This window comes from Paraburkholderia sp. FW306-2-2C-D06C (assembly GCF_058781505.1).
Genome location: NZ_JBYSWU010000069.1, coordinates 1 through 26,615, shown reverse-complemented (window position 1 = coordinate 26,615; position 26,615 = coordinate 1). Strand labels below are relative to the sequence as shown.

General features: G+C 63.7%; 18 protein-coding genes and 1 pseudogene. 12 read left to right on the top strand and 7 right to left on the bottom strand.

Going from position 1 to position 26,615, the window contains the following annotated elements:
- Window positions 1-96 precede the first annotated feature (96 nt).
- Complete coding sequence (locus tag AC3WLT_RS33650; RefSeq protein WP_492595929.1) at window positions 97-1,056, top strand: NAD(P)H-dependent flavin oxidoreductase; 960 nt, start codon at window positions 97-99, stop codon at window positions 1,054-1,056.
- Between the two features lie 87 nt (window positions 1,057-1,143).
- On the opposite strand, the gene AC3WLT_RS33645 is transcribed toward AC3WLT_RS33650, so the two are convergent.
- The 3 genes from AC3WLT_RS33645 to AC3WLT_RS33635 form a co-directional block, all read right to left on the bottom strand.
- Window positions 1,144-4,827, bottom strand: a complete 3,684-nt coding sequence (locus AC3WLT_RS33645; protein ID WP_492595947.1) for a methylmalonyl-CoA mutase family protein — start codon at window positions 4,825-4,827, stop codon at window positions 1,144-1,146.
- Between the two features lie 84 nt (window positions 4,828-4,911).
- Window positions 4,912-5,850: a LysR family transcriptional regulator gene (locus tag AC3WLT_RS33640; RefSeq protein WP_492595928.1), complete on the bottom strand. Its 939-nt coding sequence runs from the start codon at window positions 5,848-5,850 to the stop codon at window positions 4,912-4,914.
- Between the two features lie 199 nt (window positions 5,851-6,049).
- Window positions 6,050-7,138, bottom strand: coding sequence for a porin (locus AC3WLT_RS33635; protein ID WP_492595927.1), 1,089 nt, complete (start codon window positions 7,136-7,138; stop codon window positions 6,050-6,052).
- A gap of 125 nt (window positions 7,139-7,263) precedes the next feature.
- On the opposite strand from AC3WLT_RS33635, the gene AC3WLT_RS33630 reads away from it, so the two are divergent.
- Window positions 7,264-7,401, top strand: a complete 138-nt coding sequence (locus AC3WLT_RS33630) for a hypothetical protein (RefSeq protein ID WP_492595926.1) — start codon at window positions 7,264-7,266, stop codon at window positions 7,399-7,401.
- Between the two features lie 453 nt (window positions 7,402-7,854).
- Here AC3WLT_RS33630 and AC3WLT_RS33625 read toward each other — a convergent pair whose 3' ends face one another.
- On the bottom strand, window positions 7,855-8,262 hold the full coding sequence (locus AC3WLT_RS33625) for a hypothetical protein (RefSeq protein WP_492595925.1): 408 nt from the start codon (window positions 8,260-8,262) through the stop codon (window positions 7,855-7,857).
- A gap of 693 nt (window positions 8,263-8,955) precedes the next feature.
- Here AC3WLT_RS33625 and AC3WLT_RS33620 point away from each other — a divergent pair.
- From AC3WLT_RS33620 to AC3WLT_RS33580, 9 genes are all read left to right on the top strand, one after another.
- Window positions 8,956-9,984: a bile acid:sodium symporter family protein gene (locus AC3WLT_RS33620; protein WP_492595924.1), complete on the top strand. Its 1,029-nt coding sequence runs from the start codon at window positions 8,956-8,958 to the stop codon at window positions 9,982-9,984.
- A gap of 265 nt (window positions 9,985-10,249) precedes the next feature.
- Window positions 10,250-12,100, top strand: a complete 1,851-nt coding sequence (locus AC3WLT_RS33615; protein WP_492595923.1) for a GGDEF domain-containing protein — start codon at window positions 10,250-10,252, stop codon at window positions 12,098-12,100.
- Window positions 12,101-12,300: 200 nt separating this feature from the next.
- Entirely contained in the window at window positions 12,301-13,287 is a 987-nt protein-coding gene (locus AC3WLT_RS33610; protein WP_492595922.1) for a LacI family DNA-binding transcriptional regulator, read from the top strand.
- Window positions 13,284-14,576: an AGE family epimerase/isomerase gene (locus tag AC3WLT_RS33605; RefSeq protein WP_492595921.1), complete on the top strand. Its 1,293-nt coding sequence runs from the start codon at window positions 13,284-13,286 to the stop codon at window positions 14,574-14,576. Before AC3WLT_RS33610 ends, AC3WLT_RS33605 begins: the two co-directional genes overlap by 4 nt.
- A gap of 14 nt (window positions 14,577-14,590) precedes the next feature.
- Window positions 14,591-15,508: a carbohydrate kinase family protein gene (locus tag AC3WLT_RS33600; RefSeq protein ID WP_492595946.1), complete on the top strand. Its 918-nt coding sequence runs from the start codon at window positions 14,591-14,593 to the stop codon at window positions 15,506-15,508.
- 144 nt (window positions 15,509-15,652) lie between these two features.
- A complete protein-coding gene (locus tag AC3WLT_RS33595) occupies window positions 15,653-15,883 on the top strand; it encodes a hypothetical protein (RefSeq protein ID WP_492595920.1) in 231 nt (76 codons plus the stop codon).
- A 61-nt stretch (window positions 15,884-15,944) separates the two neighbouring features.
- Window positions 15,945-16,190, top strand: coding sequence for a hypothetical protein (locus AC3WLT_RS33590; protein WP_492595919.1), 246 nt, complete (start codon window positions 15,945-15,947; stop codon window positions 16,188-16,190).
- A 319-nt stretch (window positions 16,191-16,509) separates the two neighbouring features.
- Window positions 16,510-17,475 carry an ion channel gene (locus AC3WLT_RS33585; RefSeq protein ID WP_492595918.1) on the top strand — a complete coding sequence of 322 codons (966 nt, stop codon included), beginning with the start codon at window positions 16,510-16,512 and terminating at the stop codon, window positions 17,473-17,475.
- Window positions 17,476-17,731: 256 nt separating this feature from the next.
- Complete coding sequence (locus AC3WLT_RS33580; protein WP_492595917.1) at window positions 17,732-21,319, top strand: indolepyruvate ferredoxin oxidoreductase family protein; 3,588 nt, start codon at window positions 17,732-17,734, stop codon at window positions 21,317-21,319.
- 60 nt (window positions 21,320-21,379) lie between these two features.
- On the opposite strand, the gene AC3WLT_RS33575 is transcribed toward AC3WLT_RS33580, so the two are convergent.
- The gene (locus AC3WLT_RS33575) at window positions 21,380-22,657 is read right to left on the bottom strand and encodes a sensor domain-containing phosphodiesterase (protein ID WP_492595916.1); all 1,278 of its coding nucleotides are present in this window, start codon (window positions 22,655-22,657) and stop codon (window positions 21,380-21,382) included.
- Window positions 22,658-23,117: 460 nt separating this feature from the next.
- Here AC3WLT_RS33575 and AC3WLT_RS33570 point away from each other — a divergent pair, with 460 nt between their 5' ends.
- Window positions 23,118-24,773 (top strand): Na+/H+ antiporter, encoded by a 1,656-nt coding sequence (locus tag AC3WLT_RS33570; RefSeq protein WP_492595915.1) that lies wholly within the window; start codon window positions 23,118-23,120, stop codon window positions 24,771-24,773.
- A gap of 150 nt (window positions 24,774-24,923) precedes the next feature.
- Here AC3WLT_RS33570 and AC3WLT_RS33565 read toward each other — a convergent pair whose 3' ends face one another.
- On the bottom strand, window positions 24,924-26,231 hold the full coding sequence (locus AC3WLT_RS33565) for a solute carrier family 23 protein (RefSeq protein ID WP_492595914.1): 1,308 nt from the start codon (window positions 26,229-26,231) through the stop codon (window positions 24,924-24,926).
- Between the two features lie 97 nt (window positions 26,232-26,328).
- Window positions 26,329-26,448, bottom strand: a pseudogene (locus tag AC3WLT_RS33560) (methyl-accepting chemotaxis protein); the annotation flags it as partial.
- Window positions 26,449-26,615: the final 167 nt, after the last annotated feature.

Sequence of the window (26,615 nt, the reverse complement as noted above, 5' to 3'; positions counted from 1 at the left end):
GCCAGCTTCAGCGCAACGCGCGCGATGTGCCGCTAAACTCAATGAACCGCCGGGCGCTCAACGCCGCACCGGTCTGCTAATCAGGAGACTCGCACCATGGCATTGCCCGCCATCCTGCAAAAACTCGCGCTGCCCGTCGTCGCCTCGCCGATGTTCATCGTCAGCTATCCCGAACTCGTGCTGGCGCAATGCAAGGCCGGCGTCGTCGGCTCGTTTCCGGCCTTGAACGCCCGCCCGGCTGAATTGCTCGACGAATGGCTCACGCAGATTCAGGCTCAGCTCGCCGGGCACAAGACGGCCAATCCCGATGCGATTATCGGGCCGATCGCCGTGAACCAGATCGTCCATCAGTCGAATACGCGGCTCGAGCACGACGTGCGCGTGTGCGTCGAACACAAGGTGCCGATCTTCATCACCAGCCTGCGCGCGCCGGCACGCGAAATCGTCGACGCGGTGCATAGCTACGGCGGCATCGTGCTGCATGACGTGATCAATCTGCGCCACGCGCAGAAGGCGCTGGAAGCGGGCGTCGACGGTCTGATCCTGGTGGCGTCGGGCGCCGGCGGCCATGCTGGCACGACCTCGCCGTTCGCGCTGGTTGGTGAAGTGCGGCGTATTTTCGACGGCCCGATCGTGCTGTCGGGCTCGATCGCCAACGGCGGCTCGATTCTCGCCGCGCAGGCAATGGGTGCGGACCTCGCATACATGGGCACGCGTTTCATCGCGACCAAAGAGGCACATGCCGTGGACAGCTACAAGCAGGCGATCGTCAACTCCACCGCATCGGACATCATCTACACGAATCTGTTTACCGGCGTGCACGGCAACTACATTCGCGAAAGTATCGTGAACGCAGGACTGGACCCGGATGCGCTGCCGGAATCGGACAAGACCAAGATGAACTTCGGCAGCGACAAGGCGAAGGCGTGGAAGGACATCTGGGGCGCAGGCCAGGGCGTCGGCCTGATGGACGACGTGCCGAGCGTCGGCGAACTGGTCCAGCGCCTGTCGAAGGAATATAACGACGCGAAGGCGCGGCTGGGGATTGCGCGCTAAGGCGCATCTCTTTCCATGACCTGGTAACGGGGTTACTGCGGGGGTTACTGCGGCTCTACTCGAAGCGAGCCGCAGTAAGCCCAGGCTTCACATATTGCGGCGATACTGTCCGCCCACTTCAAACAACGCGTGCGTGATTTGCCCGAGCGAGCAAACGCGCACGACGTCCATCAGCACCGCGAACACGTTTTCGTCGTCGATGACCGCGCACTTCAGGCGTTCAAGCGCCGCGGGCGCGTCGTCGCGATGCCGCGCCTGGAAGTCGCGCAGGCGTTTCAACTGGCTCTGCTTTTCGTCGTCGGTGGAACGGGCGAGCGCGATCGGCTGCGGCGCCTCATGCGGATGCGAACTCAAGAACGTATTCACGCCGACAATCGGATACGAGCCGTCGTGCTTGCGATGCTCGTACAGCATCGACTCGTCCTGAATCCGTCCACGCTGATAGCCGGTTTCCATCGCGCCGAGCACGCCGCCGCGTTCGGTGAGGCGGTCGAATTCCGCCAGCACCGCTTCTTCCACCAGATCGGTCAGTTCCTCGATCACAAAGCTGCCCTGATTCGGGTTCTGGTTCTTCGCAAGCCCCCACTCGCGGTTGATGATCAACTGGATCGCGACCGCGCGGCGCACCGATTCCTCGGTGGGCGTGGTGATCGCCTCGTCGAAGGCATTGGTGTGCAGTGAATTGCAGTTGTCGTAGATCGCAATTAGCGCTTGCAGCGTGGTGCGAATGTCGTTGAAGTCGATTTCCTGCGCGTGCAGGCTGCGCCCCGACGTCTGCACGTGGTACTTGAGCTTCTGGCTGCGTTCGTTCGCGCCGTAACGTTCGCGCATCGCGATTGCCCAGATGCGGCGCGCGACGCGGCCCAGCACGGTGTACTCCGGGTCCATGCCGTTCGAAAAGAAGAACGACAGGTTCGGCGCGAAATCGTCGATCGACATGCCGCGCGCGAGATACGCCTCGACATACGTGAAGCCGTTCGCCAGCGTGTAGGCGAGCTGCGAGATCGGGTTCGCGCCGGCTTCGGCGATGTGGTATCCCGAGATCGACACCGAATAGAAATTGCGCACGCGATGCTCGACGAAGTACCCCTGAATATCGCCCATCACTTTCAGGCTGAACTCGGTCGAGAAGATGCAGGTGTTCTGGCCCTGGTCTTCCTTCAGGATATCCGCCTGCACGGTGCCGCGCACGTTTTCCAGCGCATGGCGGCGGGCCGCGGCAAGTTCTTCGCCAGTGGGCTCGCGCCCTTCCTGTTGCAGCCTTTCGTTCAGGCGTGCGATCTGCTGGTCGATCGCGACGTTGAAGAACATCGCGAGGATCGTCGGCGCGGGGCCATTGATCGTCATCGAAACGGACGTCTCCGGCGCGCAGAGATCGAAGCCGTCATAGAGCGCTTTCATATCGTCGAGCGTCGCGACGGAGACACCCGAATTGCCCACCTTGCCGTAGATGTCCGGCCGCTCGTGCGGTTCTTCGCCGTATAGCGTGACCGAATCGAATGCCGTCGAAAGACGTTTGGCCGGCATGCCTTCGGAGAGCAGCTTGAAACGCCGATTGGTGCGGAACGGATCGCCTTCGCCGGCGAACATCCGCGTCGGGTCTTCGTTCTCGCGGCGAAACGGAAACACGCCCGCAGTGAACGGAAAATAACCGGGCAGATTGTCGAGCATCAGCCAGCGCAGGATTTCGCCGTGGTCCACGAACTTGGGCAGCGCGACTTTGCGGACCGTCGAGCCCGACAGCGTCGTGACAGTCAGCGCGGTGTGAATTTCGCGGTCGCGAATCCGGACGATGTGTTCGTCGCCGGAATAAGCCGCTACGGTTTGCGGCCACGCGTCGAGCAGCTTGCGTTCGCGCTCGCCGAGCCCGGCGGTGTGCTGCTCGATCAGCTTGTCCAGTCGGGCTTGAGTTTGTTTCGCGGCCTTTGCATTGACCTCGGCATCGGCCTTTGCATCGGCCTTTGCATCGGCCTTTGCATCGGCCTTTGCATCGGCCTTTGCATCGGCCTTTGCATCGGCCTTTGCGTTGGCCTTTGCGTCGGCCTTTGCGTCGGCCTCGGCTTCCGCGTTTGCCTCGCCGAGCATGCGGCGCGCTTCGGTGAGCTGCCAGCGTTCGCGCGCCACACGCGCCTGCGCTTGCGCACGCTCGCGATAGGCGTGGACGGTCTGCGCAACGTCCGCCAGGTAACGCACGCGCGCGGGCGGCACGATCGCGTTGCGGCCACTCGAAAAGCGTACGTCTTCGAGCGTCGGCAGACGGCCGCAGCCCGGACGCAAGCCATGCCTGCGCAGCGCCTCGGCGACGTGCTGATACAGCGCGGTCACGCCGTCGTCGTTAAAGCGCGAGGCGATCGTGCCGAACACCGGCATCGCATCCGGCGCGCGGGCGAAATCGCCGCGATTGCGCTGCACCTGCTTCGCGACGTCGCGCAATGCATCCGGCGCGCCTTTGCGATCGAACTTGTTGATCGCGACGAAACTGGCGAAGTCGAGCATGTCGATCTTTTCCAGCTGGCTCGCCGCGCCGAACTCCGGCGTCATCACGTAGAGCGATTCATCGACGAACGGCACGATCGCCGCATTGCCCTGACCAATCCCGGAGGTCTCGACGATGATCAGGTCGAAGCCCGCGGCTTTGCATAGCATCAGCGCGCCGGGCAGCGAGTCGGAGATTTCGCTCGACGCTTCGCGCGTCGCCATCGAACGCATGTACACGCGCGGCCCGCCGCCCCAATCGCCGATCGCGTTCATGCGGATGCGGTCGCCGAGCAACGCGCCGCCGGACTTGCGGCGCGACGGGTCGAATGCGACTACGGCGATGGTGAGCGCGTCGCCGTAGTCGAGACGGAAACGGCGGATCAGTTCGTCGGTGAGCGAGGATTTGCCGGCGCCGCCTGTGCCGGTGATGCCGAGCACAGGAATCTCCGCCGACCTGGCGATGCTCGACAGCGCCTCCTGCTCGGTGGCGTTGACGCGGCCTGCTTCGAACGCGCTGATCAAGCGGGCGAGCCGGCGGAATACGAGCGTTGCAGGATCGGCCGCTGCGCCGCCGCTTCGCGCCTGGACGGCTGCGTCTGCTGCGTCTGCTGCATCCGCCGCATCCGCTGCGTGCGCTGCGTGCGCTGCGTCTGCTGCGTCTGCTGCATCCGCTGCGTCGGCTGCGTCGGCTGCGTCTGCTACGTCTGCTGCGTCTGCTGCGTCTGCCTTGTGGTCATCGGAGCGAGCATTGAACCGCGGCAAGCCGTCTGCCGCAAATCCGGCGACCAGTTCCCCCAGCGGATTCGGCTTCACCGCCGCGGCTTCACGCACGGCCTGGGCACAGCGCCCGATCATGTCGTCGATCATGCCTTGCAGGCCGAGCCGCTGGCCGTCGTGCGGCGAATAGATTTTCTCGACGCCGTAGCGTTCGAGTTCGGCGATTTCCTCGGGGACGATCACCCCCCCGCCGCCGCCGAACACCTTGATGCGCTCGCCGCCGCGCGCGCGCAACAGGTCGACGAGATAGCGGAAGTATTCGTTATGGCCGCCCTGGTAGCTGGACACGGCGACGCCGTCGGCGTCTTCGTGCAGCGCGGCGGTGGCGACTTCATCGACCGAGCGGTTGTGGCCGAGGTGGATCACCTCGACGCCGCTCGCTTGCAGGATGCGCCGCATGATGTTGATCGACGCGTCGTGGCCGTCGAACAAGGCAGCGGCGGTGACGAAACGCAGGCGCCGGCCCGCGGGCAGCTTGTGCCCGCCGGCGCGCTGCGGCGTGGACAGATCGGTCATGTCTCCCCCAAGATCGTTACGCGTATGGGTGCTGGCAACCAGTATAGCCAAACGGCTTGCCGCGCCTGCGCCGTCCGCGCAGGCCTAGCGCACCGCCAACGCCTTGATCTGTTCGAGCGACGGCCACAGCGCTTCATTCGCGAACCGCTCGACCAGGAAATCGACAAAGGAGCGCACCTTGGCGGACAAATGCCGGCGGCTCGCATACACGACGTGGATCGGCAACTCGCGCGGCGGCACTTCGTCGACCAGCAGCGGCACGAGGCGCCCTGCCGCCAGATCGTCGCCGATCACCTCGGTGCCGAGCATCGCGATACCCGCGCCTTGCAGCACGATCACGCGCTGCGCTTCCAGGTGGTTGACGATCAGATTGCCGGTGAGGCGCACGCGCGTCGTGGCGTCGCCGGTCGCGGGGGCGATCTCGAGTGCCGATACGCCGGCGTATTGCAGATAGTTGTGGCGCGCGAGGTCGGCGACCGTCTTCGGCGTGCCGTGCCGGCGCAGATAAGCGGGCGAGGCGCACAGCACGAGGTGCGCGGTCGCGATCTGCCGCGCGATCAGCGACGACGATTTGAGGCCGCCCGGCGAGGCCCGGATCGCGACGTCGAAGCCTTCGTCGATCAGTTCGACCACGCGGTCGGACAACGTCATGTCGACGGTGACCTGCGGATACTGCGCGGCGTAATCGGCCACCGCGGCCATCACGTGACTCAGGCCGAACGCCGACAGCGACGACACCCGCAAGCGCCCTTGCGGCACGACGCTCGCCGCGCCGACCACCTGCTCGGCTTCTTCGAGTTCGGTCAGCACCTGGGAGAGGCGCTCGTAGTATTCGCGGCCGGCTTCGGTCGGCGCGACGCGCCGCGTGGTGCGGTTCAGCAAACGCGCGCCGAGCTGCTGTTCGAGGTGCATCACGTGCTTGCTCGCCATCGCCGCCGACATCTCCATCCGTTCGGCGGCGCCGACAAAGCTGCCGACTTCGACCACATGCCGGAACACTTTCATGCTGACGAGGGTATCCATCTCAATCGCTCGCTTCTGGAATCAATCGACGATATTTTGCCGGGTTTATCAAAGACTGGTCGGCAAATCGGCGGTGGACGCGCCCCAGAAACGCCCCAGAAACGCCCCAGAAACGCCCCAGAAACGCCCCAGAAACGACAAACCCCGCCTTCCTGACCGGAAGGCGGGGTTTGCAAAATCAGGCGTGGAACTGCCGCGCTCAGAACTTCGCGCGCAGGCCGACGCCGTACGTGTTGCCGCTCGACTGGTTGCTGATGTGGTCGTACAGGTACGCCGCGTAGACGTCCGTGCGCTTGGACAGCGGATAGTCGTAGCCGATTGCGGCCGTCTGACGGGTCTGGTCGAAGCCGCCGCCGTCGCGCGAATACGCGTACGACGCCATCACCGTGCCCGGGCCGGCCGGCACCGACACGCCGCCTTGCGCCGTGTTCACGTGCCAGCTCGTGATGGTCTGGTCGTTGTACGTGTACATGTACTGGCCGAAGAACTTCACATACTTCAGGTCGTACGACATGCCGACCTGTGCGACGCTCTGGCTCTTCAGGCCGGGAATGCCCGACGCAGCCGCGCTGCCGAGGTCGCTTGGAGCGTTGTTGAAGTTCACGTATTGATACACCGCGGTCGCCGCGAAGGGGCCGTGGAAGTACAGCACCTGGCCGCTCCACTTCTTCGAGCTGTTCTGACCCGCGGTGTTGCCGAGGGCATACATTGCGGTCGCGCTCAGGCCGTTGAAGTTCGGTGAAGCGTACGACACCGCGTTGTTCCAGCCCGAGTCGCCCGTCACGCCCTGATCGGTCGAGTACGTCGGGAAAGTGCCGAGCCCGAGGTACACGTGATAGACCATCGGCGAGAACACGTACGAGTCGATGAACGGGTTGAACAGAATCGTCGACACGAACAGCGGCGTCGTCAGACGGCCGGCGGTCACCGTGCCGTACGGCGATTCGATACCGACGTACGCGTTGCGCGAGAACATCGTGTCGCCGGTGAAGCGGCCGAACGCGCCGTTCTGCGCACGGAAGAAGCCTTCCAATGTGAAGATCGCCTTGTAGCCGTTACCCAGATCCTCAGCCCCCTTCAAGCCCCAGTACGACGTGGACATCCCGCCGCCGGACACTTGCGTCGCGCTATGGCCATCCGGGAATTTTTGCGAGCCGACCCATTCGTCGACCTGGCCGTAGAGTTGTACGCTCGATTGCGCAAAAGCCGACGATGCACTGGCCAGCAAAGCGGCACACACGGTTGCCTTGAGGGTGGTCTTCAGCGCACGGCTGATGCTTGTTTTCATGGGTTCTCCTGTCTTTGTCAAAAAGGGTGTGGCTGCGCGAAAAGGGGTAGCTCGCGCGAACCGTTGTCGTCGTCCGTTCGATGGTCGAGCCAATCTGGGCGGGACCATCTTTGCGGACCATTTTTATGAACAAAAATATCTCTGGTTATTGCGGGTATATCGGTCTGATTAGTTTTGTCGGTTATCGGCCTGATAAAGCCTTGGCTGTGCCCGCCATGACTGCGTCGCCGCATGCCGCGCGGCGCACCGCCAGGCGGCGCTGACGATACGCCCGACCGGGTGATAACGGTCGAGATGCCATACAGGTGACGCGCCGCAACAGAAACGACGAAATTTGACGACGGGAGGCCCTTTCTTGCCGAGCATTTTCAAAAAAGTGTGGCGTCTACACGTCACCTTGACAGAGGTTTTCTGGACGGCGGCGGAGCATGAAGTCGCGGCTAGCCGGTTTGAAAGCCGGAATATCCGATTTGAAGGAAGGTGGCAGCGAATTTCAGCCGCGATTTGGCGCAGCGGTTTATCCGCATCACGTGAATGCGGCGACGAGGGCAACAGGGAGATAAGAGGCGGTAGCGCAGTTCGCGCGGGTGAGGGGCGCTTGTCGCGCCGTGGGCCGGCCCCCGCGAAACGCGTCAAAGAACCAGCCGGCGACGACCGCATTTTTTCGACGCGGGGTCTCGCGGGGTCTCGCGATGCGTCGCGATGCCTCGCGGCGCCTAATTGCGGTAAGGGGAGCCTTCTGACCGACGCGGATCGTCCGCTTGGCGCGGCATTGCGCGCGACGAGCCGCGCTCTTCGTTGTAGCGCGCGACATCGGCGCGAATCGAGCCGGCGCGAACCGGCGCATTGCCCGGTGGACGCGGCACCGGGCGTGATTCGGCACTGACTGGGGTGATTGCGCCGGCGTACTGCAAGCCGCCGCGGCGCTCGCCGGGATATCCGCCCGCTCCGCCTACACGGGGCATTGCCGGGTTGTAGCTGCCAAAGCCGCCGGCGTAGTTACCGCCACGGAGGTTCGCCCCGCCGCGCGGCAAGCGCGCGTTGCGGTCGGCCGGATTGCTGCGGGACACTCTGACGTTGGCGGCGCCGTAGTAACGGCTCTCGCCGCGAGCATCGCCGCGCATGGCATGCTCCGCGGCATGCGGGTAACCGCTGTAACCGCCGCCCCCGGCTCCATGCGGCATGCTCGTTACTTTTGCATAGGCGAACGAGCACAGTGCAGCGATGACCGCACCCAACGCCCAATGCTTCGTTCTCGACAACCCGTCCACCCATGACTCACTTGCCCGAAGACTTGCCTGAAGCCCACCGTTCGAGCTGCGGCGTGCTTGTTCTGGGACCGGCTCGAGCGTCGCATGTTGCGGCGCGGGGCATCCCGGTGGCCTTTGAGCAGTAATTTATGGGCATGGCCAAAGGGTGTCGAGCCAAAAAGTGTTAGGCCCCCACTGCTGTTGTAACACCTTGTTACTGCGACGTTTTTCCGCGACAGAGCCCTTGCGCGAAAGCGCTGAAACAGCTTGCTGGCGCGGCTTTAACGAAACATCCGCAGCGTCCTTGGCGTATGACGGACGGCAACTGGATTTCCCGTCCCGCTGTTAAAACGGCGGTGGACCAATCGCGCGCCGTCGCCAATACTGAAATGGAGTTGCGCACAATGCGTCATATAGCGCTTTAATGCATGATGCTCATTAATCGACTCAGAAAATGAATTTGCGTTTTCAATCATTTTTCAACAACAATAGTCGTTTTTCATAGCCTGCGACGCCGCCTTCGTGCGTCCCTGGGTCTTTCTGCATCACCGAATCGAGATTTCGACAATGGCTCGCCCGAAACTGCTTCCCGACAATTTCACCTTGTGCCTCGTGGGCACCGTGCTCCTTGCCAGCTTGCTGCCGGTGCGCGGGCAGGCCGCCGTCGGGTTCAACTGGGTGACGAACGTCGCGGTCGGCCTGCTGTTTTTCCTGCACGGCGCGAAGCTGTCACGCGAAGCGATCATTGCGGGTGCGACGCACTGGCGGCTGCATCTGGTTGTACTGCTCAGCACGTTCGCGCTGTTTCCGCTGCTCGGCCTCGCGCTTAAACCGCTCCTTTCGCCACTTGTCACGCCGGCGCTCTACGCGGGGATCCTCTTCCTCTGCACGCTGCCGTCGACGGTTCAATCTTCCATCGCGTTCACGTCCATTGCCAAAGGCAATGTGCCGGCCGCCGTCTGCAGCGCCTCGGCCTCGAGCCTGCTGGGCATCTTCATCACCCCGGCACTCGTCAGCCTCGTCGTCAGCAATCAGGCTGCGAGCGGCGGTTCGTCGCCGTGGCACACGGTAGGCAACATCGTGCTGCAGCTGCTGGTGCCGTTCGTGGCCGGCCAGTTGTTGCGCCCGATGATCGGCAAATGGATCGAGCGCAATCGCGGCGTGCTGAAGTTCGTCGACCAGGGCTCGATTCTGCTGGTGGTGTACGGCGCCTTCAGCGAGGCCGTCAACGAAGGCCTGTGGCATCAGATTCCGCTGTCCGCCCTCGGCGGCTTGCTGCTGATCAACGTCGTGCTGCTCGCGCTGGCGCTGACCGCCACGATACTCGGCAGCAAGCGGCTCGGTTTCAACCGCGCCGACCAGATCACGATCATCTTCTGCGGCTCGAAGAAAAGCCTCGCCGCCGGGGTGCCGATGGCCAAGGTCATTTTCGCCTCGCATGCGGTGGGCGCGGTAGTCTTGCCGCTGATGCTGTTCCACCAGATCCAGCTGATGGTGTGCGCCGCGCTCGCGCAGCGCTGGGGGGCTCGCGACACCAGCGCCGAAACCCGCGCCGCCTCGCACGAGCGGCCCGCCGCCGCCGTGGCCCGCCGTTGAACACGCGCGTAATGCAAACAGGACATTCATAAGCGCCCTCCCTGAGCGTCATTTGAAGAAAGCCGCCTCGTGCGGCTTTTTTTGTTATTTCACGCGTAAAAGCCGCCGGTGTCGCCTCGGCCGGATGGCATAGGCGAAATCCTGGCGGCGCCACGTCACACGAGCCCCAAACGCCCCATCGAGGTGCAAACATTCATCAAAAGTTCACTTAATCTCAAGCCGCGCGGGCCGTTAAGCCGATAGTCGATCGCTACGCCCAACTGCCATGCAACCTCGCTCGCCCTCCCGATCCGCCGCGCCGCGCATCGAGGAGTTGATCGCCCGGCGTGATCTGTCGGCCGTGTTCCAACCGATCATCGATTTCAACGACGGCGCGATTCTCGGCTACGAAGGCCTGATCCGCGGACCGGCCGGCACGCCGCTCGAAACGCCGTACGCGTTGTTTTCGCAGGCGCTGGCCGAGGGCTGCGCGATCGAACTCGAACGCGCGGCCGCGCACACCTGCATCAAGGCGTTCACGCAGCTGGAATGCGAGGGCAAGCTGTTTCTCAATTTCAGCGCGGGTGCGATCCGCCAGCTAGCCGAAGCGCGCGACGACATGCTGGCGCTGCTGCGCCATTGCGGCGTCGATCCGCAACGGATCGTGATCGAGTTGACCGAGCAAAGCACGATTCCCGACGTCGGCAGCTTCCTGCCGGTGATCACGGCGCTGCGCACGGCCGGCGCGCAATTCGCGCTCGACGATTACGGCACCGCGAACGCCAGCATGAATCTGTGGGTGCGGCTGCAACCGGACGTCGTGAAGATCGACCGCTTCTTCATTCACGACATCGCCAGCGATCCGCTCAAGTTCGAAGCCGTGCGCGCGATGCAGCACTTCGCCAACGCGAGCGGCGCACGGCTGGTCGCCGAGGGAATCGAGAACGAGGCGGATCTGATCGTGGTGCGCGACATGGGGATCGGCTGCGGACAAGGCTATTTCTTCGGCCGGCCCAATGCGCAGCCGTCCCGCAACGTCACCGACGACGCCCGCGAAGCGCTGCGCGCCGGCCACATCGCCGTGTTTCCCGAAACCACGCGCACGCTCAGCAGCGCGTCGCCGTCGGGCGGCATGGCGTCGGCGAAGATGCTGGTGCACGCGCCGGCGCTGCCGCGCGAGGCCACCAACAACGACGTGCTCGAACTATTCAACCGCCTGCCCGATCTGCACGCGGTCGCAGTGGTCGAGCACGGCGAACCGGTCGCGCTGATCAACCGGCGCAGCTTCATGGACCGCTACGCGCTGCCGTACCACCGGGAGTTGTTCGGCAAGCGCCCGTGCCTGCTGTTTGCGAACGCGTCGCCGGTGATCATCGAGAAATCGATGACCGTCGAGCAGATGGCCCAGCTCCTCGCCAGCGACGATCAGCGCTATCTCGCCGACGGCTTCGTCATCACCGACAACGGCAAATACGCCGGCCTCGGCACCGGCGAAAACCTCGTGCGCGCGGTGACCGAGGTGCGCATCGAAGCCGCGCGCTACGCGAATCCGCTGACCTTTCTGCCGGGCAATATCCCGATCAGTTCGCACATCGCCCGCCTGCTCGGCAACGACGCCGGCTTCTCCGCGTGCTACGTCGACCTGAATCACTTCAAGCCCTTCAACGATCAGTACGGCTACTGGCAAGGCGACGAAGTGCTGAAGTTCGCCGCCGCCGTGCTCGCCGACGTCTGCGACCCGACCCGCGATTTTCTTGGCCACGTGGGCGGCGACGATTTCCTGATCCTGTTCCAGAGCGACGACTGGAAGGAGCGCGTACTGCGCGCGATCCACGTGTTCAACGAAGGCGCGCAGCGGTTCTATGCGCCGGCCGACCGGCTGGCCGGCGGCATCCATGGCGAGGACCGGCGCGGCAATCCGACCTTCTTCGGCTTCGTGACGATGGCGATCGGCTGCGTGCGCGTCGAGTCGGACGGCGGACCGTCGTTCTACAGCAGCGAGGAAATTGCTTCCGTGGCGGCACTGGCGAAGCGGCGCGCAAAGCACGAAACAAGCGGTTTCGTGCTGATCGAGGCAAGCGAGAGCGTCGCGTTGCTGCGGGGACAGACGGAGGTCGCGCACGCGGCTCTCGACTAGGCTCGCAGGCTTTGCCGGGCCGCTCAAAACAGCGTTGTTTAGCAATTTTTACTAAACAAAATATTCCGGGCAAACCCCCGTGTATACGGGTATTTACCGGTATCGATCGCGTGTTTTCCGGGCTGTTTTAGCCGGGTTTTACTATACAATCGCCCGAACCTAAACACCATGCGGCCGCCCCGTTGCGGCCGCTTCATTCGATGGCCACCACCATCCGCGACGTCGCCCGGGCGGCCAGCGTGTCGATCGGCACCGTCTCCCGCGCACTGAAGAACCAGCCGGGCCTCTCCGAGGCCACCCGCGTGCGCGTCGTCGAAGCCGCGCGGCAGCTCGGCTATGACGCCGCGCAGTTGCGCCCGCGCATCCGCCGCCTCACTTTCCTGCTGCATCGGCAGCACAACAACTTCTCGGTCAGCCCGTTCTTTTCGCACGTGCTGCACGGCGTCGAAGACGCATGCCGCGAACGCGGCATCGTCCCTTCCGTGCTGACAGCCGGCCCGACCGAAGACGTGATTCAGCAGATGCGCCTGCACTCGCCGGACGCCGTGGCGATCGCCGGTTTCGTCGAACCCGAAACGCTGACCACGCTGGTGGCGATGCAGCGCCCGCTCGTGCTGATCGACCTGTGGGCGCCCGGCTTGCGCTCGGTGAATCTCGACAATGCCACGGGCGCCACGCTCGCCATGCGTCATCTGTTCGAGCAGAAGCGCACGCGCGTCGCGTTCATCGGCGGGTCGCTCGCGCACTTCAGCATCGCGCAGCGCGCGCTCGGTTACCGGCGCGCGTTTTTCGAAGCGGGCCGGCTGTTCGACCCGTCGCTGGAAGTGACCATCGACGCCGGCCTCGACCCCGACAGCGGCGCCGCGCGCGCGATGCACCGGTTGCTCGACGCGCCCGGCGCGCGCCCCGACGCCGTATTTGCCTATAACGACGCCGCCGCGCTCGCCGCGCTGCGCGCGTGCCTTGCGCGCGGCCTGCGCGTGCCCGAGGACATCGCCATCATCGGCTTCGACGACATTCCCGCCGCCGCCCACGCCACGCCGCCCTTGTCGACCATTTCGGTCGACAAGGAAGCGCTCGGCCGGCGCGGCGTTGAGTTGCTGCTCGAAGAGGCCCCCACCCAACTCGAAGTCTGCTTGCCCGTCCATCTCATTGCCCGTGCCAGTACTTTGGTGAAAACGTCATGATGCAATCCGATCCGCTTCACTCCGCAGCAAACGGCGCGGCCAATGCCGTTGCCGCAGCGCCGCCGCCCGTCGAGAACTTCCGCAGCCGCGAATTTCTGCTCTCGCATGTGCAGGACACGCTGCGCTTCTACGCACCGAACGTGCTCGACCCGAGCGGCGGCTTCTTCCATTTTTTCCGCGACGACGGTTCGATCTATGACAGGACCACGCGCCATCTGGTGAGCAGTTGCCGCTACGTCTTCAACTACGCGATGGCGTATCGCCAGTTCGGCGACCCGCAGCATCTCGAGTATGCGCGCCACGGTTTGCGCTTTCTGCACGAAGCGCATTGGGACACTGAGCACGAGGGCTACGACTGGGAACTCGAATGGCGCGACGGCCACAAGCGCACGCTCGACGCGACCCGCCACTGCTACGGCCTCGCATTCGTGCTGCTCGCGTATGCGCATGCGGCGATGGCCGGCATCGAAGAAGCGAAGCCGATGATCGGCGCGACCTTCGAGTTGATGGAACGCCGCTTCTGGGACGCCGCCGCGGGCCTCTACGCCGACGAAGCGACGCCCGAATGGCAGGTCAGTTCGTACCGCGGCCAGAACGCGAACATGCACACGACCGAGGCGCTGCTTGCCGCGCACGAAGCGACCGGCCACCTCGTCTATCTGGATCGGGCGGAACGGGTGGCGTCGAACATGACGCTGCGTCAGGCGAAGCTGTCGCAGGGGTTGGTGTGGGAGCACTTTCACGCGGACTGGTCGATCGACTGGCATTACAACGAGGAAGACAGCTCGAACATTTTCCGTCCGTGGGGCTTCCAGCCGGGCCATCAGACCGAGTGGGCGAAGCTGCTGCTGATTCTCGAGCGCTACCGTCCGCTGCCGTGGCTGCTGCCGCGCGCCGTCGAGCTATTCGACGCCGCCATGACCCATGCATGGGACGAAGACCACAGCGGCCTCTATTACGGCTTCGGCCCGGACGGCACCGTTTGCGATCACGACAAATATTTCTGGGTGCAGGCTGAAACATTTGCGACTGCGGCACTGCTTGGCCAGCGCACCGGCAACGAACGCTTCTGGGACTGGTACGACGAGATCTGGCGCTACAGTTGGGCGCATTTCGTCGATCACAGGCATGGCGCGTGGTATCGCATCCTCACCTGCGACAACCGCAAGTACAGCGACGAAAAGAGTCCGGCCGGCAAGACCGACTATCACACGATGGGCGCGTGCTACGAAGTGCTGGCGCACGCGCTGCCTTCCAGCGAGGCTGGGGCGCCTGAATCCGCGGAGTGAACACAATGAGCACAATGAGCACAATGAGCGCGAACACCGAATTTCCCTTTTTCGTTTCCGCCGGCGACATCCTCACCGATCTCGTGCGGACCAGCGCATCGCAATGGCTGTCGCGTCCCGGCGGCGCCGGCTGGAACGTCGCGCGCTGCGTGGCGCGGCTCGGTTTGCCGACGGCCTGCGCCGGCTCGCTGGGCGTCGACAATTTCTCCGACGACCTGTGGAACGCGAGCGTGGCCGCGGGTCTCGACATGCGCTTCATGCAGCGCGTGGAGCGCCCGCCGTTGCTGGCGATCGTTCATCAGACGCATCCGCCGGCGTATTTTTTCATGGGCGAGAACGGCGCCGATCTCGCGTTCGATCCGGCGCGCTTACCGGCCGGCTGGATGGAGCAGGTGAAATGGGCGCATTTTGGCTGTATTAGCCTCGTGCGGCAGCCGCTTGGCGACACGCTTGCCGCGCTGGCCGCCGAGCTGCGCTCGCGCGGCGTGAAGATCAGTTTCGATCCGAATTACCGGAACCTGATGGAGCATGGGTATGAGCCGACGCTGCGGAAGATGGCTGCGCTGGCTGATTTGATCAAGGTGTCAGATGAGGATTTGCGATTGCTGTTCAAGTCCGCCGATGAAGCGGGCGCGCTGGCGCAATTGCGGGAGATGAACCCGGCAGCAACCGTGCTGGTGACGCGTGGGCCGGAGACGGCGATGTTGATCGACGGCGCCATGGTGGTCGAGGCTCGGCCGCCTCGGGTCGAGATTGTCGATACGGTTGGGGCCGGGGATGCCTCTATTGGCGGCTTGCTGTTCAGCTTGATGACTGCTCCGCAGCGGTCCTGGCCGGAGCATCTGGCTTTTTCTTTGGCCGCTGGCGCGGCGGCGTGCAGGCATGCCGGGGCGCATGCGCCTTCTTTGGATGAAGTCGTGGCTCTGCTGTGATTTTTTGCCTCTGGCGGCAAAAACCAAATAAGAAATGCCGCCGCAGGCTAACAGACCAACGACCAGACTAACGACCGCCGGCAAAGGCAAAAAAGCCACCCCCGTGCTACGATAAAACTCACGCCTTGGGAAGGAGCCAACACCATGGAAGACATCACCTACACCAAGGGTATCTACACCGCCATCGCCTCGGTACGCGAACTCAGCAACGACAAATTCCAGGGCGTGGTCACCCTCTCCCGCGATGAAGGCGACGCAAGCGCCGACCCGGAAACCACTGTCTACGAAGTCGAAGCCACCTCGTCGACGCCGGACGAAGCCCTCGAGGAAGCCAAAGCCCTCGCCCACCGGATCCTCGGTGAAATCGAACTGTAGGCAGCACGGCGCCGCGCCCGTCGCACAGCGCCATCCCTGAACCAACCGGCTGGAGGCGATCATGGCTGAACAGCTCTTCCTCTACGGCGTCTACTCGATTCACGTCCGCCCGCTCGAACTGAACGGCGCGCGCTGGGACGCGGAATACGAAATCCGTCACCGTGAAAAAGCCGTCAAGCCGTGGGCGACCGTCGGCGGCGACGACGGCTACACGGACGAAGCCGAAGCAGTCGCCGCCGCGCACCAGCAAGCCGTCGACGACATAGAACACGGCGCAGGTATTCCAAAGCCGCGCGCGTTTCCGTAAAGCCGGAACGAGTGCGTCGGTCGACACCCCGGCGGTAAGATCGCCCCCCTGCGGTAAGCGAGCGTACCAGCCAGACAAGCGTCGCGGCGCTCGCAAGAATCGCAGCGCGCGTGCGCCGCTCGGGTTCCGCTTAGGTTCCGCTTAGGTTCCGCTTAGGTTCCGCTCGGGTTCCGCTCGGGTTCCGCTCGGGTTCCGTCCAGGTTCCGCTCGGGTTCCGCTCAGGCGCCGCTTTCGCCACACGCGCGGCACGCCCGAAATCACCTTCCGCACGCCGATCGGCGTGCTACGCTTTGCGCGTTTTCATCTCCACGAGCACATGATGGCAACCGAACCGTCAGACCGCTTTTCCGGCATCGGCAACGCCGAAGCGCACGCGCAACGACGCCGCGCGCGCGGCAGCCGCGAGATGCGCCTCGACGATCGCGTGGTCATCGCGCACGGCATGCCGACGCCGCTCTGGCAGGATCTCTATCACCGCGCACTCGCAGTCCGCTGGCCGACGTTTTTCGTGTCGCTCGCCGTCCTGTTCCTGTTGCTCAACACCGCCTTCGCCGCGCTCTACATGCTCGGCGCGACGCCGATCGCCAATCAGTTTCCGGCGGGTTTCGGCGGCGCATTCTTCTTCAGCGTCGAAACGCTTGCGACGGTCGGCTACGGCGACATGCATCCGCAAACCGTCTACGCGCACTGGATCGCGACGCTGGAAATCTTTGTCGGCATGTCGAGCATCGCGTTGGCGACGGGGCTGATCTTCGCGCGCTTTTCGCGCCCGCACGCCAAGATCATGTTTGCCCGCTACGCGATCGTACGGCCGCTCGAAGGCCGCATGACGCTGATGGTGCGCGCCGCCAATGCCCGACAGAACGTCATCGCCGAAGCGCGCGCGAGGCTGCGCATCATGCGCCAGGAAACCACCGTCGAAGGCTATACGCTGCGCAAGCTCTACGACCTGACGCTGGTGCGCGACCAGCATCCGGTGTTCAAACTGGGCTGGAGCCTGATGCACATCATCGACGAAAACAGTCCGCTGTTCGGCGAAACCGCCGAGACACTCAAAGGCCGCGACACGTCCCTGCTGATCACCATCGAAGGGGTCGACGAATCGACCTCACAGACCATGCAGGCGCGCCACCTTTGGACTTGCGATCAGATCTACTGGCAATACCGCTTCGTCGATATCATGCGCGAGGAAGACGGGGTGAGTCACATCGATTACACGTATTTCCACGATATCGCTCCACTCGACCCGGCGCCCGTCGCGGTCATGGCGAAAGCCCCGGGGTGAAGCAATGGCGGAAGCCGCGTTGACCCGCGTTGATCATCGCGCCGCCGCACCAGGGCAGACCCGAATCCGGCCGGCGCGTGGCATATCCATCTCAATACCTCATTAAAACGCGCAGGCCTTCGCGCCCATTCGCCATCGAACCGGCAAAGTAGCAAAAATCTACTCTAATCGGCGCTAAAAAATAGAGTCTCTTTCGCTGCGTCACTTCACGTGGTCCCCACCACACGCGCGGATGTAAAACGACGGAGACTCACCCATGACCGCTCGCCTGCCCATCGACGGCACGCCCGCACTCGCCGACTACAAGCTGTCCGACAACCTCACCGCGACGCGCGGCCGGATCTTCCTGACCGGCACGCAGGCGCTGGTGCGCCTCGCGTTGATGCAGCGCGCGCTCGATAAGACGCGCGGCATGAACACCGCCGGCTTCATCAGCGGCTATCGCGGCTCGCCGCTCGGCATGGTCGACCAGCAGTTGTGGAAGGCGGGCAAACTGCTCACGGCCAGCGATATCCGCTTTCTGCCCGCCATCAACGAAGAACTCGGCGGCACCGCGGTGCTCGGCACGCAGCGCGTGGAAGCGGACCCGGAGCGCACCGTCGAGGGCGTATTCGCGATGTGGTACGGCAAGGGCCCGGGCGTGGATCGCGCGGGCGACGCGCTGAAACACGGCAACGCGTACGGCTCGTCGCCGCACGGCGGCGTGCTGGTGGTGGCGGGCGACGACCACGGTTGCGTGTCGTCGTCGATGCCGCATCAGAGCGACTTCGCGATGATGGCGTGGCACATGCCGATCGTGAATCCGTCGAACATCGCCGACATGCTCGAATTCGGCCTGTACGGCTGGGCATTGTCGCGCTTCTCGGGTGCCTGGGTCGGCTACAAGGCGATCTCCGAAACGGTCGAATCCGGTTCGACGGTGGATCTCGACGCGCTGCAAACCGAATGGACGATTCCACAGGATTTCGAAGCACCGGCCGGCGGTCTGCATAACCGCTGGCCCGATCTGCCGAGCCTGACGATCGAATCGCGGATGCACGCGAAGCTCGACGCGGTGCGCCATTTCGCGCGCGTGAACAGCATCGACAAATGGATCGCGCCGAGTCCGCATGCGAACGTCGGCATCGTGACGTGCGGCAAGGCGCATCTCGACCTGATGGAAACGCTGCGCCGGCTCGATCTGACCGTTGCCGATCTGGAAACGGCCGGCGTGCGGATCTACAAGGTGGGCTTGTCGTTCCCGCTGGAAATGACGCGTATCGACGCGTTCGTTGCGGGGCTTTCGGAAGTGCTGGTGATCGAGGAGAAAGGCCCGGTCATCGAACAGCAGATCAAGGACTATCTGTACAACCGCACGCAAGGCACGCGGCCGATCGTGATCGGCAAGCATGCGGAAGACGGCACCTTGCTGCTGTCGTCGCTCGGTGAATTGCGGCCTTCGCGCATTCTGCCGGTGTTCGCGAACTGGCTCGCGAAGCACAAGCCGGCGCTCGATCGCCGCGAGCGCGTGGTCGATCTGGTCGCGCCGCAAATCCTGTCCAACGCCGCGGACAGCGTGAAGCGCACGCCGTATTTCTGCTCGGGCTGTCCGCACAACACCTCGACCAGAGTGCCCGAAGGTTCGATTGCGCAGGCGGGCATCGGTTGTCACTTCATGGCGTCGTGGATGGAGCGCGACACCACCGGGCTGATCCAGATGGGCGGCGAAGGCGTCGACTGGGCCTCGCATTCGATGTTCACGAAAACGCGCCACGTGTTCCAGAATCTCGGCGACGGCACCTACTTTCACTCGGGCATCCTCGCGATCCGCCAGGCGGTGGCCGCGAAAGCCACCATCACGTACAAGATCCTCTATAACGACGCGGTCGCAATGACGGGCGGCCAGCCGGTCGACGGCAGCATCTCAGTGCCGCAGATCGCGCGTCAGGTGGAAGCCGAAGGCGTGTCGCGCTTCGTCGTGGTCAGCGACGAGCCGGAGAAATACGACGGCCATCACGATCTGTTTCCGAAGGGTACGACGTTCCACCATCGCAGCGAAATGGACACCGTGCAGCGCGAATTGCGCGACACCGACGGTGTAACCGTGCTGATCTACGACCAGACCTGTGCGGCGGAAAAACGGCGTCGCCGGAAAAAAGGCGAGTTTCCCGATCCGGACAAGCGTCTGTTCATCAACGAGGAAGTCTGCGAAGGCTGCGGCGATTGCGGCGTGCAATCGAATTGTCTGTCGGTCGAACCTGTTGAAACCCCGCTGGGCCGCAAGCGTCGCATCGACCAATCGTCGTGCAATAAAGACTATTCATGCGTGAACGGTTTCTGCCCGAGCTTCGTCACCGTCGCAGGCGGCAAGCTCAAGAAAGCCGCAGGCGTCGCGTTCGATCCTCAAGCGCTTGCCGCGCACGTCGAAGCGTTGCCGGTTCCCGCCACGCACCTCGATGCCGCGCCGTACGACATTCTGGTGACCGGCGTCGGCGGCACGGGCGTCGTGACGGTCGGCGCGCTAATCAGCATGGCTGCGCATCTGGAAGGCAAGAGCGCATCGGTGCTCGACTTCATGGGCTTCGCGCAAAAGGGCGGCTCGGTGCTGTCGTTCGTGCGCTTCGCCGCGCGCGACGGGTGGCTCAATCAGGTCCGCATCGACACGCAACAGGCCGACGTGCTGCTCGCCTGCGATATGGTAGTCAGCGCAAGTGCCGACGCGCTGCAAACGGTGCGTCACGGGCGCACGCGCATCGTCGTCAACACGCATGCGATTCCGAATGCGACCTTCGTGCAGAACCCGGATGCCACGCTGCACGCGGACGCATTGCTCGACAAGATGCGTCACGCGGCAGGCCCGGAACGCATGGCCACTTGCGACGCGCAAGCGCTCGCCACGCGCTTTCTCGGCGATACGATCGGCGCGAACATTCTGATGCTCGGTTATGCCTGGCAACTCGGCTTGGTGCCCGTATCGTTCGCCGCAATGATGCGCGCGATCGAGTTGAACAATGTCGCCGTGCAGATGAACCAGCTGGCGTTTTCCATCGGCCGTCTGGCTGCCGCAGATCCGGCTGCGCTCGAAGCGCTGTGGCAAGCGCGGCATCTGGCGAAGCAGCCGGTACGCGTCGATACGCTCGACGAACTGATCGCGCATCGCGAAGCACGTCTTCAGACGTACGGCGGCGCGAGCTACGTGAAGCGCTATCGCGCGCTGGTCGACGCGGCACGGCGTGCGGAAGGTGCGGTGGAGGCAAAGAGCGAGCGCCTCACGCGCGCCGTGGCGACGACGTTCTACCGTTTGCTGGCGGTGAAGGACGAATACGAAGTGGCGCGCCTGCATACGGACAGCGCGTTCCGCGAAGCGCTTGAAGCCCAGTTCGAAGGCGTGGCCGGGAAGGACTTCGGCATCAAGTTCAACCTCGCGCCGCCGACGCTCGCGCGCCCGAAGTCCGGCGTCAATCCGACCAAGAAGACCTTCGGTCAATGGATGTGGCCGGTGCTCGGCACGCTGGCGAAATTCCGCGGCCTGCGCGGCACGATGCTCGATCCGTTCAGCCGCACGCTCGAGCGCAAGATGGAGCGCGAACTCGCCGGCGATTACGAAACGACGCTGCAACGCGCTTTCGCGAAGCTCGATGCGGGCAATCTCGAAGACGTCGCGAAGCTGGCCGATCTGCACGCTCGCGTGCGCGGTTACGGTCACGTGAAACTGGCGAATCTGGCGGGCGTGAAGCGCGGTGAGCGTGATCTGGCCGCACGCTTGCAGATCGAAGCGGCGACGGGCGCATCGGTGAAGAAATCGCTGGAAGAGGTGAAAGCCGCCGGGCAGTTGCGCGGGATTCCGGTGGTCGTGGCGAAGTAGTCAATTCGCACGTGGATCGAAAAATGCCGCTTCGGGATGAACCCCGAAGCGGCATTTTTTTCAGAACCGCTCTTCGTCGACCCAGTCAATATCGCCGCACAGCACGCAAGTCTGCTCGCCGACACGCGTCGCCACCGATAACGTCACGCACGGCAGCGCCTCGTTGATCGACAGATACGGACGCGTGACATGCACGCGTTCCGGCGCATTGATCGCCGCACGAAAATACGGACGGCGCAGCCAGTTCGCCCCTTGCGCATCGGCGAGCGGCAGAAAGCGCGTTTCGGGCGCCGCGCGATCGGCGCGCAGCACGACGTTGCGGCCCGCCTGCCTGCCTTTCGCGTCGAGCAGAAAACAGCGCGCGGCGTGATCGAGCGCGAGAAAATTCCAGCACACTTCCTCGAGCGGTTCGCCGGCGGCCAGCCGTTCCGCGGCGCGCTCGAACGCGCGCAAATACGGCGCGAGACGGCTCGTGTTGCGGCGCTCGCGCGCTTCGGTCTGATCCCGGTAACGATCGGTGAGCTCGCCGATGCAGGCCGCCGCGTGCGGCGCGTCGGCCGCGCCCGGATTCGGACGGCCGAAGAAAAAGCCCTGCACGAAGTCGGCGTCGCAGGCGAGCGCCATCTGCGCTTCATGCTCCGTTTCGACGCCTTCGATCAGCACCAGCTTGCCCGCCTCGTGCAGCAGCGCGACCAGCCCCGGCAGAATCGTCGCCATATCGGGACGGTGCGCGGCATGCGACAGCATGATGCGGTCGAGCTTCACGATATCGGGATTCAATTGCCAGATCCGCTCGACGTTCGAATGGCCCGCGCCGAAATCGTCGAGCGCGATCAGGAAGCCGCGCTCGCGGAACTGGCGCACTGCATCGGCGAGGCGTTCGAGGTCTTCCGCGCGCTGTTCGAGCACTTCGAGCACGACGCGCCGCGGCGGCAAATCGAGCCGGCGCAGATTGGCCAGCAATGCGGCGGAGTGATACGGATCGGTGAGCGCGCCGGGATGGACATTCAGGAACAGCCATTCCCGCTCGGCGCCGAGCACCTTGAAGTTTTCCAGATGCAGCGTCTGGGCCAGCCGGTCCACTTGAAGAACGTCGCCCAGCCGCGCGGCCTCGCCGAATACGTCGAGCGGCGACACGGGCCGGTCCAGCGCGTCGTGTGCGCGCAGCAAGCCCTCGTAACCGACCGCCCGCATATGCGACAGGCTGAAGATCGGTTGAAACACGCTGGTCAATGTCAGCTCGCCGTGCTGCACGGAGAAGCGTTCGAGCCCCGAGGTCACCTCGACCTCGAAGCCATGCGGCACGGCTGCCGTTCTTTCCTGTTGCGCAATCGTCATGCAATCCTCTCACGCGAGAGCCGGGCCGGTCCGAACGCGAAAGCGAACAACCTCGGCGCCGTTTCTCAAAATGTGCGTCATCGATATTGCTTAAGCAAGCTCCATGCGCACGCTGCCGCGCATTCGAATGAAATTCGCATGAAAGATTGCACCGGCAGAAGAGTTCATGCGTCGAGTGTGGGCGCGACGCGCACCGTTACGGTGCGTTGCCTTTTTTTGAGGCGCTTGTGCCGGTACGGCCGGCGCGTTGCCCGTCTGACGATGGCGGCGAGCGTGGTCAGGCTAAACTTCGGCCTTGTGGTTCGCTTGCGCTTTCCTTGTATCTCGCTTGTACCCGCTTGGACCTCGCTTGGACCTCGCTTGTAGCTCCCTTGTAGCTCCCTTGCTTCTCGTGATTGAAACGCGGCGTCATCGTCCACGATGACAGAGGGAGCACCGTTATATCTCCAGAAATAGACCGATGGAAATTGTCTTTACTGTACTGATTCTCTTGCTGGCTGTCGCCGCATCCGGCATCGTCACCCGGGTGCTGCCGTTTGCGTTACCGCTGCCGCTCGTACAGATCGCGATCGGCGCACTGCTCGCATGGCCGAGACTCGGCCTGCACGTCACCTTCGATCCGGAAATCTTCATGATGCTGTTCATTCCGCCGCTGCTGTTCGCGGACGGTTGGCGCATCCCCAAGCGCGAATTGTTCATGGCGCGCCGCGCGATCCTGATGCTCGCGCTCGGGCTGGTTTTCATGACGGTGCTGGTGGTCGGCTATTTCGTGCATGCGCTGGCGCCCTCCATTCCGTTGCCGGTCGCGTTCGCGCTTGCCGCCGTGCTCTCGCCGACGGACGCGGTCGCGCTCGCCGGTATCGTCGGCAAGGGCAGGATTCCCGGGCGGCTGATGCACATCCTCGAAGGCGAAGCGCTGATGAACGACGCGTCGGGCCTTGTCGCATTGAAGTTTGCGATTGCTGCTGCGCTGACCGGCGTGTTTTCGCTGCGCGACGCGTCGATCAGCTTCGTGATCATCGCGGTGGGCGGTCTGGCGACCGGTGCCGCGGTGAGCTGGTTGTTCAGCATCGTGTCGGCGCGTTTTCTGAGCGTCACTGAAGAAGGCGATCCGGCGCCCGGCGTAGTGATGACGCTGCTGATTCCGTTCACCGCGTATCTGATTGCCGAGCGCTTCGAGCTGTCGGGCATTCTGGCCGCGGTCGCCGCCGGCATGATGATGAACTACGCGAGCATTGCGCGCGCCGGACCGGTTGCGTCGCGTGTGCGCGCCGCCAGCACGTGGACGATGATCGAGTTCGTCTTCAACGGCATGGTGTTCATTCTGTTGGGGCTGCAGTTTCCGCACATTCTGGGCCGGGCGTTGCTCGATGCGCACGAGACCAGCGACACGCAGGTGTGGCTGCTGATCGGCTACATCGCTGCGGTGGCGATCGCGCTCTATGCGATGCGTTTCGTCTGGGTATGGCTGCTGCGCTGGTTCGCGAGCCGCGGCGCGGCGAAGCACGGCATGACGAATGCGGTGCCGGGGCTACGCACGGTGACGGTGACGACGGTGGCGGGCGTGCGTGGCGCAGTGACGCTGGCGGGCGTGCTGTCGTTGCCGGAAGTATTGCCGGGCGGCACGCCGCTGCCGGGACGGGATCTGGCGATTTTCATCGCGTCGGGCGTGATCCTGACTTCGCTGCTGGTGGCGGTGGTTGCGTTGCCGCTGTTGTTGCGAGGCTGGCGCAAGGGGAAGGACCCGCATGCTGCGGAAGAGGCGCTGGCGCGGACACTTGCGGCGCAAGCTGCGATTCGCGCGGTTGACGAGTTGCACGACGCCGAATGTGCGGATCTTGACGAATCCGCATCGGCGTATGCGGCGGATGTCACCGCGAGGGTGATGGATTTGTACCGGCGACGGCTCGCTACGCTTGGAGATGAACAGGAGCCGCGCGAATTGGCGCGGCGGGCCGATGCGCTTGAATTCCGGATGAAGCTGGCCGCGATGAGAGCGGAAAGGAAGACGCTGTTGGCACTGCGGAATACGCAGGAAATCAATGATGAGACTTTGAATAAATTGATGCGGGAGGTCGACTTGTTGGAGACCGCTCTGACTAGTCGAGGACGGTGATTGGTTTTTTTCGCCGCAGGCGCTGATTGGTTTTTCTGCTTGCGGCTCGCGTTTTTCTTTACACCTGGGGCCGTTGGCCTTTCTTTTATCAGCAAGGAAAGGCCAACGCCGCAGGCATGCGTCCGATCGCGCCGCGAAGGCGAAAAAAGCTCAAACAGAAGGCTGTTGCACCGGCTTCCGCCGCAAAACGGCATACAAAATAATGGCCCCAAAGGTAGCGGTACCGATACCGCCTAACCCAAACCCACCAAGCTTCAGCGAAAAATCCCCAGCTCCAAGCACAAGCGTCACCGCCGCAACAATCAAATTCCGATTGTCGGAAAAATCAACCCTGTTGACGACCCAGATCCTCGCACCGGTCACGGCAATCAACCCAAACACGACAATCGACACCCCGCCGAGCACGGGCCCGGGAATTGTCTGGATCACCGCGCCGAACTTCGGCGAAAAGCCAAGAACCAACGCAATGAGCGCCGCGATCACGAACACCAGCGTCGAATAGATCCTGGTTACGGCCATCACGCCAATGTTCTCGGCATACGTCGTCACCCCCGTGCCGCCGGCAAAACCAGAAACGACCGTCGCGAGTCCATCGCCGAGAAAAGCACGCCCCACATAGCGGTCAAGGTTCTGCCCGGTCATCGCGCTCACCGCCTTGATATGCCCAAGATTCTCAGCAACGAGAATCACCGCGATCGGCGCCAGCAGGGTCATCGCCTGCACGTTGAAAACAGGCGCCGTGAAATGCGGCATACCGAACCACGCAGCATTCGCGACAATCGAGAAGTCAACCGGCTTACCCATGCCGAGCCCGTTCGTCACGATCGCGTAAATCACATACGCCATCAGCAAGCCAACCAGAATCAGGAGGCGCTGCAACATGCCGCGCGCGAACACGGCCACCGCGCCGACACACAGCACCGTCACCAGCGCCATCCACGAATCGAAGTTGCTGCCGCTCACGCCGTGCACCGCGATCGGCGCAAGATTCAGCCCGATCACGCAGACGATCGCCCCAGTCACGACCGGCGGCATCAGCGTTTCGATCCACCGGGTGCCCACCGCCGATACGATCAGCCCGATGATCGCGTACACCGCCCCGCACGCGACGATCCCGCCCAACGCTACCGGAATGTTCATATTGGGCCCGTGACCGGCGTACCCGGTCACCGCGATCACCAGTCCGATGAACGAGAAACTCGAACCGAGATAGCTCGGCACGCGGCCGCCCACCAGCACGAAGAACAGCAACGTGCCGATCCCCGACATGAAGATGCACAGATTTGGATCGAAACCCATCAGCAGCGGCGCGAGCACGGTCGAGCCGAACATCGCGACCACGTGCTGAACGCCCATCGCGAACATCTGCGGCCACGCGAGCCGCTCGTCCGTGCCGACGATCCGGCCTTCAGCAGCATTCGGCTGGGCGCGCCAGCGGGGGAAATAGGAATCGGCCATGGCGGGGGTTCTCCTCTGTCGGCGTGATGTGGACGGCGCCGGAAAACGGCGCTGACTGCGAATTACGCGCGAGTGTACGGAGTGCCAATAGCCCTGGCAAGGCGAGGATGCTGGTCTGGAACGCGATGCCTTCGATCACCGCAATGATGTCGGTCATCCGCTTCGAACCGGCCGCCAATTCACGCATCGTGTCCACCACGCCGCCGACGAGGCTGGACTGCAAACAATCATCTACCTCGGAATTGTCTTATAGACACGCTTTGGTCTGCCGATTTAGCGTGTAGCCCTGAATGGCATTGGCCCGCTTGCATGCGTGTCCCTGTCGATCAACACGAAAACGGAGATCACTGCTGTCATGGGAACCCTCAAGGACGTTTTGCAGCA